The sequence below is a fragment of the Paraburkholderia fungorum genome (genome assembly GCF_900099835.1).
In the GTDB taxonomy this organism is placed as follows: Bacteria; Pseudomonadota; Gammaproteobacteria; order Burkholderiales; family Burkholderiaceae; genus Paraburkholderia; species Paraburkholderia fungorum_A.
Genome location: NZ_FNKP01000002.1, coordinates 2,460,410 through 2,473,033, shown reverse-complemented (window position 1 = coordinate 2,473,033; position 12,624 = coordinate 2,460,410). Strand labels below are relative to the sequence as shown.

Sequence of the window (12,624 nt, the reverse complement as noted above, 5' to 3'; positions counted from 1 at the left end):
CCTCAGGGCTTCGCCACGATCGATAGATAACGCGCGGGCATCTGCACGCCATAACAGGCGTGCGGCGTGCCCGCATCGAAATAGACGCTGTCGCCCTTTTCGAGCGTGAGCGGAGCATAGTCGCGCATCATGAAGATGAGCGAGCCTTCGGTCACGAAGATGAACTCCTGGCCATCGTGCGCGGCGAGCACATGCTTGCCGGTGTCGGCAATGGCTTCGATCAGCGTGGGCTCCATCGACTTGGTCACGAGTTCCGCGCCGAGCCATTCGAAGATACCCGTCGACGTGGGATGCTTCACGCCGTGACCCGCGCGACTCACCGCGCGGCAACCCTGCGCAAACGACTTCTCGTTGCCCCCGACCATATCCGGCCAGCGGATATCGAGCGCCTTGGCCAGCCGCGACAGCACCGAATACGTCGGCGAAATGCGGCCATTCTCGATTCGCGAAATGGTCGAGATCGACACCGACGACAACGCCGATAGTGCCGTGAGCGTCATACCGCGCGCGTGACGATGGCGCGCGATCGTCTCGCCGGGGCTTGCTTCACCGGCGTGCTCCACAGGTTCCGCAACTGCAACGGCATCCGCATTTGCAGCCGCCGGATCGATCGGCACTTCCTTGTCGCGCCTCGTTGCGACTTTCGACGCCGCACCGGCCACCGGCTGCCGGCCAGCCTTCTGTCGCGCCTTCTTCGGCGATTCCTCTGTTTGCATGCTGTCTCTTATCGTTCATCTGGTACGCGACGGGGGACGCGTCACATTCGGATAGTGACACAGGACGATGCCCTTTTGCAAAGTTTGCAGATATGCAAATTTTTTTCTTGACCCTGAGTTTTTAGCTCCATACGATGGTTTGCATGGTTTTGCACAAATGCAAAACCCGCCGACGTTATGCAGTTACCCATTCAATCCACTCAGGAAGGGCTGACCACCATGTTCGACGAATTCTTCAACAACGCGCCCGATGCCGCCAAACCGTCCCGCCGGAGTTTCCTCAAGACGGCAGGCTGCGGGGTCCTCACAGGCGTCGGCGCAAGCCTGCTTGGGCAGTCTGCATGGGCGGCCTCGCCCGCGTCGCCGATCAAGACCGTGCGCCCCGGCTACCTGACGGCCGCGTGTCTCGGCGACATGCCGATCGCGTCGGTGCGCGACGGCAAGCTGGTCGGAACGGACTTCGAGATGCTCCAGTTGATCGCCGAACGACTGCAACTCAAGATCGACGTCCAGCAGATGAGTTTTTCCGCCGTGATCGAAGCGGTGAAGTCGGGACGGGTGGACTGGTTCGGCGGCAATTTCGCGTGGACGCCGATCCGCGCGAAGCTGTTGTTGCTGACCAACCCCGTGTTCTATACGGGCGCCTACGTGATCATGCGGCAGGGCCAGACGTCAAAAAGCTCGCTCACCATCGCAGACCTGAGCGGCCACACCATCGGCACGGCCACCGGCTATTCGGTGGTGCCGGACATGAAGCGGGTGCCCGGCATTGTCGACGTGAAGCTGTATGACGGCAGCGATTCGTGTCTGCGCGACGTGGTAGCCGGACGGCTGGACTTTGCCGTGCTCGACGCACCGACGGTCGACTACATGATCCAGCAGAACCCGTCGTGGGGTCTCAAGCAGATCCCCATCGCATTCGATGCGAGCTATCCGAGCCTGACGGGGAAATTCGCGTCGATCTGGGGCGTGAGCCCGGACAAGAAGGATCTGTTCGACGGCATCAACGAAGGCATTAGCTGGCTATGGCGTACCAACCAGATCAAGCCGATCCTCGCTAAATACGGCATCACCAATCCCGATTATCTGGTGCCTCTGCCCACCGATCCGCGCCTCGGCGTGGATCGCGACGCCAAGGGTGCGCTGATTGGCCCGTTCGCGCACGAGTCGCGCGATTTCAGCAAAGCCTTTGCCTGAAACGAGATCATGGGACACAGCGATATGTCTGCCACGCTAACTGCCATTCCCCCAGTCGATACGCGGCAACTGGTGCGCATCGACGGGCTACGCAAGTCCTTTGGCGCGCACGAGGTGCTCAAGGGAATCGACCTCGACGTGATGCCGGGGCAGAAGGTATCGCTGATCGGACCAAGCGGCTCGGGAAAGACGACGCTGCTGCGTTGCGTGAACTTCCTCGAAACGCCGAGCGCGGGCCATGTTTTTATCGACGGCACGCCGATTGGCGAGCGCCGCCGGGAAGACACCTTTCTGCCGATGTCGGCGCGCGAGCTTGCCGCGATGCGTGCCAACATCGGCATGGTGTTCCAGCGCTTCAATCTGTTTCCGCACCTCAGCGTGATCGACAACGTGTTGCTCGGCCCGCGCAAGGTGCAGAAACGCACAGGCAGCGATCTGATCGACGAAGCGCGCGCGTTGCTGACCAAGGTCGGCATGGATGCAAAGCGCGACGCGTTTCCCGATCAGTTGTCCGGCGGTCAGCAGCAACGTGTGGCGATTGCCCGCGCGCTCGCCATGAAGCCGCGCCTCATGTTGTTCGACGAAGCGACTTCCGCACTCGATCCCGAACTGGTCGGCGAGGTGTTGGGCGTGATGCGCAAGCTCGCTGAAGAGGGCATGACGATGATCATCGTGACGCATGAAATGCGCTTTGCCGAAAGCGTCTCGGACAAAGTCGTGTTCATGGCCGACGGCAGGATTGTCGAAGAAGGACCGCCGCGGCAGATCTTTCACGAAGCGAAGGTCGAACGCACCCGCGCGTTCCTGCGCGCGGTGCTGGAGCACTGACATGGCGCTACTGAACGCGTGGGCTCACAGCTTGCACTTTCTCCCGTATTTCGTTCGCGTGCTGTGTGTCAGCGCGCTGACGACGGTGGCGCTGACCGCAAGCGCCTTCTGCGTCGCGTTCGTATTGGGCTTCGTGATCGCGCTGATGCGGCTGTCGCGCAATGCCGTTCTGAAAGCGGTGGCGAATGTTTATCTGGAAGTTTTTCGCAATATCCCTTTGTTGACGCAATTGTTCGTTCTGTACTTTGGGCTCGAGCGGATCGGCATTATGTTGCCCGCGTTCGTCGCGGCGACGCTCGGCTTCGGACTGAACGGCGCGGCGATTCTCTCGGAGATTTTCCGTTCGTCGATCAACGGAATCGATCGGGGTCAGCGTGAAGCGGCGCTCGCGATCGGCATGACCTGGCCGATGGCACTCACCACGGTCGTGCTGCCGCAGTCGATGCGCCTCGCGCTGCCCGCGCTCGCCAACTTCGCGATTGGCTTGCTGAAAGATACGTCGCTCGCGTCCGCCGTCGCGGTGCCTGAACTGGTGTTTCATGCGAGGGCGCTGGTCAGCGAGACCTATCAGAGCAACCTCATCTATTTCATCGTGGCGATCATTTATCTGCTGCTGAGTCTCGCGCTCGCACGGTTGTCGACGGCGACCGAACGTGGACTTCACAAATCGAGGACGGCGCTGTCATGAGCTATTCCGAACTGTGGTCGTCGATGCACGTCGAACTGTTCCAGGCAGCCTGGGCGACGTTGCGTCTCGCGCTCGGCGCGATTGCCATTGGCATCGTGCTCGGCCTGCTGCTCGCAGTCGTCAGGATAAGCGGTCATCGCGTGGCGGCGCGCATCGCCCGCATCTATATCGAACTGTTTCGCGGCACGCCCGCGCTCGTGCAACTCTTTCTCGTGTATTTCGGGCTGGTATCGATCGGCGTGCGTTTCGATTCGTATCAGGCGGCGGTGTTGGGACTCGGCATGAACGCCGCCGCCTATTTCGCCGAAATCTTTCGCGCGGGCATCGAAGCCGTGCCTCGCGGACAAAGCGAAGCCGCGTGGAGCATAGGTATGACCGGCGGCGCGGCGATGCGCTGGGTCGTGCTGCCGCAAGCGATTCGCCTCGTGCTCGCACCGTCGGGCAACATTGCGATCTCGCTGCTGAAGGACACATCGGTCGCCTCGCTGATCGCCGCGCCCGATCTCATGCTGCGTGCTCAGGATCTGAGTTCGCAGTACTTCATGCCGTTCGAAATCTACGTCACCGTGGGTGCGTTCTATTTCGTGCTGTGCTACCCGCTGTCGCAACTGATGCGTCATATCGAGCGACGTCACCCATCGCACGGGTGACGGGCGGGGTTTTCAACTCAAGCTGAATCACTCAAATCATAAGGAGTACTTTTGTGAGAAAGGTAATCGAAACCGGTCTGCCGAACGGAACCGCGCCCGTCGAATGGGCGACTGTGTCGAACGGTACGTTGTACACGGCCAGCATTCCGATTCGCGCAGACGGTTCCATCGAAGACGGCGATATCACGACGCAAGCCGAGTTGACCTTTGCGAATCTCAAGCAGATCGTGGAATCGGCGGGCGCAACGATGGACGACGTCACCCAGGTGCAGGTCTTCCTGACCGACAAGAGCTATTTTGACGGGATGAACGAGGTGTACCGCCGTTTCTTCACGAAGCCTTATCCGAACCGCGCGACCATCATCGCGGATCTGATGGTCGCGGGCGGCAAGATCGAAATTCTTGCGCATGCCGACGTGAGCGGTGTTGCCTGATGAAGCATGTGATCGTCATCGGTGCAGGCATCATCGGGACGACGACCGCGCTCGCGCTTGCGGGCGCGGGCATTCGCGTCACAGTGATCGACAGTCAGCCGGAGGCGGGAAAGGGCACCAGTTTTGCCAACGGCGGCTTGCTGGCCGCCAATAGCGCGTTGCCCTGGTCATCGCCTGGCACCCCGACACAATTGTTCAAATGGCTCGGCCGCGAAGATGCCCCCCTTCTGCTGAGACCGCGCGCGATTCCCGGTCTCGGCATGTGGGGCGTGCGCTTTCTCGCGAACTGCCGCGCCGCGAAATACCACAGAACCGCCGCGACCTTGACCGCGTTCGGTCAGCAAAGCCTGGCGGCTATGGAGCGTCTGCTCGGCCAGAACAGAATCGATGCGGGCATCCAGCGCGGCGGTCTGCTCGAACTGATTCGCGGCAAAGGCGCGGAAGGCCGCGCGGAGTCGTTTGCGCGGATGCTCGAACGGATGGGCGCGAAGGTGCAGCGCCTCGATGCAGCGCAGAGCGTCGCGCTCGAACCGTCGCTCGCTCCGGTTGCTCACACGATCGGCACGGCTCTGCTGCTGGAATCCGATGCTTGGGGCGACGCGCACCAGTTCAGCGTGGCGGCCGCGGCGGCAGCGCAGCGTGACGGCGTGACGTTTCGCTGGAATGCCAAAGTGCGCGGCATCGACGTGCAGGGCGGTGCGATTCGCGGCGTCCGTCTGGAAGACGACTATCTCAGCGCTGATAGCGTGGTGGTGTGCGCGGGAGCACTCTCGCCGTCGCTGGTCGGTCCGCTCGGCATACGCCTGCCGATGGCGCCGGTCAAGGGCTACTCGTTGACCCTCTCCGCCGATGAACTCGGCTTCCTGCCGAAGCGGCCGATTGTTGACGACTACGAGCATATCGGCGTCACGCCGCTCGGCGACAGATTGCGCGTGGCGGGCACGGTCGAGTTCGACGGCTTCGACACGACGCTGAGACCGGCGCGAGTCGAAAACCTCAAGCACGCGCTGAAGCGACTGTTCCCTTGCATGCGGATGCCCGACGAGGTACGTCCGTGGTGCGGTCTTCGTCCGATGGCTGCGGACGGCCTGCCGATCATCTCATCCACCGCTGTGCCGCGACTGTTCGTCAATACGGGACACGGCGCGCTGGGCTGGACGCTCGCATGCGGTTCCGCCGACCTCGTCACATCGTTGGTGACGGGCAAAGCCAACACACGGGACACGCCGTTCGATCTCGGACGCAGCTTCTGGTAACCGTCAGGGTATTTTTCAATCAGCTCATCAACGCGAGAGCACATCATGCAGGGTAACGAGAAGCGCGAAGTCGTCGTGATCGGTGCGGGAGCGGTGGGCGTTTCGTGCGCGCTGTGGTTACGGCGCAAAGGTTTCGACGTGTTGCTGGTCGACAGGGGCGACATCGCGGGTGCCGCGTCGTTCGGCAATGCGGCCACGATTGCGGACTATGCGTGTACGCCCATTCCACAGCCGAAGATCTGGCGCGATCTGCCGGGCTTGTTGTTCGGCGTGGAGTCGCCGCTGTCGATTCGCTGGTCGCGGCTGGGAAACTTTGCGACGTGGCTTGCCGCGTTTCTTGCCCAATGCAACCGGCGAGCGTATCTGTCCAATACCGGCGCGCTGGCAGCGTTGCTGCGCGGCACGCATGACGGTTACGCGCCGCTGCTCGATGACGCGCCCAACGCGGCGGCGCTGGTCCGGCGCGAAGGTTGTCTGTACGCATATCAGACGGAAGCCGCGTTCAGGCGTGCCACCGATGACATCAAGCTTCGCGCCGAACTGGGTGTTCGTCAGGAGATGTTGAGTGCGAGTGAACTCGCGCAATTAGAGCCTGCGCTTCATCAGCGCGCGGTGGGTGCGGTGCTGTTCCCGTCGGCGTCCCATCTGGTCGATCCGCAAAGCTTTGTGTGGGAGTTGGCAAAGCCGCTGATTGCGGAGCAGCGTCATGTACGGATGGATGTGAGCACGATCGCGACCAGTGCGGCGGGCGTCAGCCTGCGCTCGGCGAAAGGAGAAGAGATACGCGCTGACCGGGTGGTGATCGCCGGCGGCGCATGGTCGGCGAAACTCGCGGCGCAGTTGGGCGACCGTATTCCACTAGGCGCCGAACGCGGCTATCACGTCGAGTTTCAGTTGAAGGAACCGTTGTTCACGCGCCCAACCTGTATCGCGGAATCCAGCTTTTATATGACGCCGTTGCGCGACCTGCGACTGCGCGCGGCCGGCACCGTCGAACTCAGTGGATTGCGTTTGCCGTTGAATCCGGCGCGTACCGATTTTATCGAGCGAAATATCCGCAGGAATATACGGCTGGATGCGCCAGTGACGAGCAGTTGGCTGGGCATCAGGCCGACCATGCCGGATTATCTGCCGGTAATGGGGCACTCGAGCGCAGACGAACGGGTGATCTACGCCTTCGGCCATCAGCACCTCGGCATGACACTCGCGGGAACGACCGGCGACATGGTCGCGCGGCTGATCGAAGGAAAAAAACCGAAGGAGCTGGAGCAATTTTCCGTCGCCCGCTTTAAATGAGCGGTGCGTGACGCTGACATGGCTGTGAGCAGGCTGGGTCGGCGGTCGCACCTTTCCATTGCCGGATTAATCGATCAATCAGACCTTTGGCGAAACGGTGGTAGCGCCAAACGTGCGCCGGGCGATGCCGTGCATCGACTCATCATTAGCATTGTTTCTGTAAAACATAAAAGATTGGAATTGAAGTCACGTCACAATTTTGCGACCCCTAATCTGGCTGCGGTCGTTAACACCAAGTTGTTTCGTCATTGTGACGTAGGGACGGCGCTCCCCCTCCAGGGCCAACGCGCGGCGTCTTCGCAACCTTCAACCCGGTCAGATACTAATGAAAAAGTCGCTTCTCGTGCTCGCTTCCTTTAGCGCGCTGTCCACGGTCGCCCACGCGCAAAGCAGCGTGACCCTGTATGGTCTCATCGACGTCGGCATTACCTATGCCAATAACGCTGGCGGTCACAGCCAGTACCAGATGAGCAGCGGAAACATTCAGGGCAGCCGCTGGGGGCTGCGTGGTACCGAAGACCTGGGTAGCGGACTGAAGGCCCTGTTCGTCCTCGAGAACGGCTTTAGCGTGGCGACCGGCAAGCTGGGACAAGGCGGTGACGAATTCGGACGTCAGGCCTATGTCGGTTTGTCTTCGGCCAGCGCGGGTACGGTGACGTTCGGTCGCCAATACGATTCGATCGCCGATTTCACCGGTGTTTTCGAAGTGGCCGACCAGTGGTCGCCGTACTTCGGCGCGCATCCGGGCGACCTCGACAACATGAACAATACGAACCGCGTCAACAACGCGATCAAATACAAGAGCCTGAATTACAACGGCTTTTCGTTCGGCGGCATGTATAGCCTGGGCGGCGTGGCAGGGCAGTTCAGCCGCAACCAGATCTGGTCGCTGGGAGCGGGTTACCTGAATGGGCCGCTCGCGCTTGGCGTCGCCTACGTCAACGTTAAAGATCCTAACTATTCGTACTTCGGCAATAACTCGACGTCGAGCACGACTGCGTCGAACATGACGGCGAGCCGCGTGTATTCGGGCTATGCGTCCGCGAAGACGCAGCAGATTTTCACGGCTGGCGGTGCATATACGTTTGGCGCGGCGACCTTCGGTGCAACCTATAGCAACACGCAGTTCAAGGACATCGGCGCGGAAACCGGCCTGCCTGCAACGGGGTCGGGCGGCAACGCGAAATTCCACAACGTCGAAGTCAACTTCAAGTATCAGATCACGCCGTCTTTCCTCGCGGGCGCGGCGTATGACTACACGAAGGGCTACGGCGTCAACGATGCGACGTACCACCAGGGCGTGCTTGGCCTCGATTACTTCCTGTCGAAGCGGACCGACGTCTATATCGACGGCGTATATCAGCACGCTTCCGGCACGGATTCGACCGGCGGCCGCGCGGTAGCCAACATCAACTTCCTGTCTGCATCGACGACGCAGAACCAGGTGCTCGCCATCGTCGGCATGCGGCACAAGTTCTAAGCGCACTCGCATCGGCCCGGGGATCAGTCGGGCACTCCGGGCGATGCGCAGCTGACTGTCGGCAATTTATCGGGGCACGGCGTTCACGCGCGCCGTGCCCCAACTTCGTAAGACGCGCTTATAAACAGATAAACCGCGGCTTACGAACCATGCCTCGGAATTCTGTTCGGTTAACGTCGCAGGTATCACGTCACGTCCGGTCACGCACGCGCGCGCCAACGCACGTCGATGCGAACCCGAGGGTATTAACATGCAGAACCTGCCGTACGGCCAGATTTTTCCAGGCGACTCGCCAGTGCTGGTCGTCACTCCGCATATCGGAACGTCCGTGCCGGCGCCGTTGCAGTCCAATTCCGCATGGGGTCCCGTCGAGGGACGGCTCGCCGATCCTTTCGGCGCGTTGCTGCAATCGGTCGCGATCGGCAGGGGGGTGACGTGTGTGTCGGCGCTCTACCATCCGTGCGTCATCGACTACAACGTGGCTCTGGATAGCCGGCCGTTATCGCCCCGGCTCAATCGCGTGGGTCTGTGCAGGACGCACACGTCCCGAGGCGAAGCGTTATACCCAGAGGGCCAGGAGCCGTCGGAAGCGGAGGTGAGCGAGCGGGCGGACATGTACTGGAAGCCGTTTCACGCGGCGGTCGCGAGAGAGGTGGTGCGGCTGCGGAACACGCATGAAAACGTCCTGCTGCTCGTCTCGCACGCAAGCTCGTGGCTCTCGCCGTATCGCGAACAGCCGGGTGCCGCAGACTGCAACATCGGCACCAATCGCGGCACCGCTTGCGACCGGCGTCTGGTGACCGCGCTCACGGAATCGGTGCAGGCGTTCAACCGGTCGTGGGTGGTCAACGGCAAGCTCGCGGATGCCTTCACCGCGCAGCACTACGGTTTGCCGGTTAGCGGCGTTCACGCGATCGAAGTCGAAGTGGCGGGCCGTTGGCGTCTGGATTGCGAACAGCGGAGCACGGCGCAACCCGAATTCGATTCAGGTGAAGCAGGTGCGGCGCTCGGAGTCGCACTTGATGCGCTGGAGGCCGTGCTGAAACGAATGGAAGGAAGCCGGCAAGCGGTGCACGCCGGTATCGAACCAGACGGGCGCGCGTAACGCGCGTAAGGGCATAGCGGCGCAAAGTGCGTAACAACCGTCTGTTCGCGCGGGCGGCAATATAATTGGACTCCACTGCCATTCCATTGCCGACCATGAAAGAGAGCGTACCCGAACAGTATCCAGACTGGGACCTGCTAGCCAGTTGGGTCGCCGTGGTCGAAGCCGGTTCCATCTCGGACGCGGCGAGCCGCCTCGCCATTTCACAAGCCGGCGTCTCGCAGCGCATCAAGGCGCTGGAGACGATTCTCGACACCACCCTGCTCGATCGCGCGACCCGGCCCGCCCGTCCCACCGCCGCAGGTCAACGTCTGTTCGAGCATGCCACCGTGTTGCTGCAGGGCGCGGACCAGATGGTCGAGAGCGTGCGCAACGTCACCCGGGCGAAACGTGTCGTCGTTCGGCTGGGATGCGTGGATTCGTTTGCGGCCACCATCGGCCCGATCATCATCAAGGCGCTGGCCGGTACGTCGCATCAGATCCGTTTGTGGTCCGGCATTACGCCGACGCTCGACGGCCAGCTCGAAGCGCGTCAGCTGGACATGGCGGTGACCACCACGGGTCTCGCGCAGGCACCTGGTATCCGTCGCCAGAAGCTGTTTTCCGAGCCGTATTTCGTGGTGCTGCCGAAGAGCTTCGAGGTCGATCGCCTGACCACGCTGGCCGACCTGAGTCGTCATCTGCAACTGATCCGCTATAGCGCGCGATCGGTGATCGGCCAGCATGTCGACGCCTATCTCGCGTCGAATTCCGAAAACGTCGAACGCACCTGCGAATTCGATGCCACCGACCCGATGCTGAGTCTCGTCGCCGCCGGCCTCGGCTTCGCGATCACCACGCCGCTGTGCGTGTGGCAATCGCGTCATTACGTGCCGGACTTGCGCGTGGTTCCGCTGTCGGCGTTCTCACGCAATGGCAGGCCGCACACCGCGCTTAGCCGGTCGTTCTATCTGGCGTTCCGGGAAAACGAACTGGGCCAGCTTCCCTCCGATCTATACGACCTGCTGCGCCGCGCGTATGAACGGCAGGTTTCGCGCGACATCGCCAAGGCGCTGGCGCTGAATCCCGAAGACGTGTGCCTGCCGGAAGCGGATTGAAACCGGCGATACCGCAGCCGTTGCAGCGGGCCGCCGACGCGTTTTCCATAACTGCGTCCGATTCAATTCATAACCGCCGGTTTAGCAAGCACCGCTTCTTTTTGCAACGACTACTCTCGAAACTGCAGTCAACCGTCGCAGCGACGCGGCGGCGTAGCGCGCAAAACCTTGCGCCGGACGCCGCGGCCCAATGCTGCAATCGGTTCAATTAACGGCTTTTCTTAAGGAGTAGGCGTGATTTCAGGTCCACAATTTCCGTTGCCGGCTAACGAGCCGGAAGTGCATTTCGGCCGCGGAACGTCGGCTGCCAATGAGCTGACCAAAGCACTCGAACAACGCGACGTCGTTGAAATCCCGACCGTGATCGGCGGTAAGCGCTATTTCTCGAACGATGTGGTGGAAGTGCGTGCACCGCACGACCATCAACGACTGCTCGCCCGCATTCATCGCCCGACCGAAGCGCAGATCGGCGAAGCGATCGCCAGCTCGAAGTCGGTTGCGCGCGACTGGGCGAACCTGACGCACGCGAGCCGCGCGACCATCCTGCACCGTGCCGCCGAAATCGTCGCCACCCGCTCGCGCATGAAGATCAACGCCGCGACCATGCTCGGCCAGAGCAAGACGGTCGAAGAAGCCGAGCCGGACAGCGCCTGCGAACTGATCGACTTCCTGCGCTTTAACGCGTACAACGCGCAGCGCGTGTATGCAGAGCAGCCGATGTCGGTCGCGAGCGCGGCGAACCGCATCGACTGGCGTCCGCTGGAAGGCTTCGTGTACGCCGTGTCGCCGTTTAACTTCACGGCGATCGGCGCGAACCTGACCACCGCGCCGGCCATCATGGGCAATACGGTGTTGTGGAAGCCGTCGGAGAAATCGGCGCTGGCCAACTACATCTTCTTCGAAGCACTCGAAGAAGCCGGTTTGCCGCCGGGCGTCATCAACTTTGTGCCGGGCGAAGCCGAACTGACCACGCGCGTCGCGCTGGAGTCGCAGGACCTCGCGGGGATTCACTTCACTGGCTCGTCGGCGGTGTTCCAGTCGCTGTGGAAGGGCGTGGCGTCGAAGGTGGACTCGTTCCGCACGATTCCGCGTCTGGTCGGCGAGACGGGCGGCAAGGACTTCGTGCTCGCGCATCCGTCCGCGAACGCCGCCGAGGTTGCGATCGCGCTGATTCGCGGCGCGTTCGGCTATCAAGGCCAGAAGTGCAGCGCGGCGTCGCGCGCGTACATTCCGAAATCTCTGTGGGGCGCGGTCGAACAGGAACTGCGCGACCGTCTCGCGCAACTGAAAGTGGGCGACGTCGCCGATTTCAGCACGTTCATGGGCGCAGTGATCTCGCAGGCTTCGCATCAGAAGCTCAGCCGCGTTCTCGCGGCGGCGAAGGAAGACACGGCGGTCAAGCTGGTCTCGGGCGGCAAGGTGTGGTCCGAGCCGGGCTACTTCGTCGAGCCGACCGTGCTACAGGTGTCCGATCCGAAGCATGCGCTGATGACTGAGGAACTGTTCGGCCCGATCCTGTCGCTGTTCGTCTACGAAGACGGCGCGTGGGAAGAGACGCTCGAACTGATCGACGCAACGAGCCCGTACGCGCTGACCGGTTCGATCTTCTGCACCGACCGTTTCGCGCTGCATCAGGCGGAAGCGGCGCTGGTCAACGCAGCCGGCAACCTGTATCTGAACGACAAGCCGACCGGCGCGATGATCGGCCAGCAGCCGTTCGGCGGCGGTCGTGCAAGCGGCACCAACGACAAGGCAGGCTCGTATCTGAACCTGCTGCGCTGGGCGTCGCCGCGCACGGTCAAGGAAACTTACCTGCCGACGCGCGACTGGAAGTTCGGCGCGTAAGCGTAAGCGCACGGTGTTTCAATCGGAAGATT

General features: G+C 61.9%; 12 protein-coding genes. 11 read left to right on the top strand and 1 reads right to left on the bottom strand.

Annotated elements, in window-relative coordinates; translation table 11 throughout:
• Positions 1-2: 2 nt before the first annotated feature.
• Positions 3-716: a helix-turn-helix domain-containing protein gene (locus BLS41_RS26930; protein ID WP_074770386.1), complete on the bottom strand. Its 714-nt coding sequence runs from the start codon at positions 714-716 to the stop codon at positions 3-5.
• Between the two features lie 177 nt (positions 717-893).
• Between BLS41_RS26930 and BLS41_RS26925 the strand changes: the two genes are divergently transcribed.
• The 11 genes from BLS41_RS26925 (at position 894) to pruA (ending at position 12,592) form a co-directional block, all read left to right on the top strand.
• Entirely contained in the window at positions 894-1,913 is a 1,020-nt protein-coding gene (locus BLS41_RS26925; RefSeq protein WP_143026370.1) for a transporter substrate-binding domain-containing protein, read from the top strand.
• Positions 1,914-1,937: 24 nt separating this feature from the next.
• Complete coding sequence (locus BLS41_RS26920; protein WP_074771209.1) at positions 1,938-2,741, top strand: amino acid ABC transporter ATP-binding protein; 804 nt, start codon at positions 1,938-1,940, stop codon at positions 2,739-2,741.
• A 1-nt stretch (position 2,742) separates the two neighbouring features.
• The gene (locus tag BLS41_RS26915; RefSeq protein WP_074770384.1) at positions 2,743-3,429 is read left to right on the top strand and encodes an amino acid ABC transporter permease; all 687 of its coding nucleotides are present in this window, start codon (positions 2,743-2,745) and stop codon (positions 3,427-3,429) included.
• Positions 3,426-4,079 carry an amino acid ABC transporter permease gene (locus tag BLS41_RS26910; protein ID WP_074770382.1) on the top strand — a complete coding sequence of 218 codons (654 nt, stop codon included), beginning with the start codon at positions 3,426-3,428 and terminating at the stop codon, positions 4,077-4,079. The genes BLS41_RS26915 and BLS41_RS26910 overlap by 4 nt, the downstream gene beginning before the upstream one ends.
• 53 nt (positions 4,080-4,132) lie before the next feature.
• Entirely contained in the window at positions 4,133-4,513 is a 381-nt protein-coding gene (locus BLS41_RS26905; protein ID WP_074770380.1) for a RidA family protein, read from the top strand.
• Positions 4,513-5,769, top strand: a complete 1,257-nt coding sequence (locus tag BLS41_RS26900) for an FAD-dependent oxidoreductase (RefSeq protein WP_074770378.1) — start codon at positions 4,513-4,515, stop codon at positions 5,767-5,769. The genes BLS41_RS26905 and BLS41_RS26900 overlap by 1 nt, the downstream gene beginning before the upstream one ends.
• Positions 5,770-5,814: 45 nt before the next feature.
• The gene (locus BLS41_RS26895; protein WP_074770376.1) at positions 5,815-7,065 is read left to right on the top strand and encodes an NAD(P)/FAD-dependent oxidoreductase; all 1,251 of its coding nucleotides are present in this window, start codon (positions 5,815-5,817) and stop codon (positions 7,063-7,065) included.
• Positions 7,066-7,390: 325 nt separating this feature from the next.
• Positions 7,391-8,545: a porin gene (locus tag BLS41_RS26890; protein WP_074770374.1), complete on the top strand. Its 1,155-nt coding sequence runs from the start codon at positions 7,391-7,393 to the stop codon at positions 8,543-8,545.
• A gap of 250 nt (positions 8,546-8,795) precedes the next feature.
• Positions 8,796-9,650: an N-formylglutamate amidohydrolase gene (locus tag BLS41_RS26885; RefSeq protein WP_074770372.1), complete on the top strand. Its 855-nt coding sequence runs from the start codon at positions 8,796-8,798 to the stop codon at positions 9,648-9,650.
• Between the two features lie 95 nt (positions 9,651-9,745).
• Entirely contained in the window at positions 9,746-10,747 is a 1,002-nt protein-coding gene (locus BLS41_RS26880) for a LysR family transcriptional regulator (protein WP_074770370.1), read from the top strand.
• Between the two features lie 234 nt (positions 10,748-10,981).
• Complete coding sequence (pruA, locus tag BLS41_RS26875; protein WP_074770368.1) at positions 10,982-12,592, top strand: L-glutamate gamma-semialdehyde dehydrogenase; 1,611 nt, start codon at positions 10,982-10,984, stop codon at positions 12,590-12,592.
• Positions 12,593-12,624: the final 32 nt, after the last annotated feature.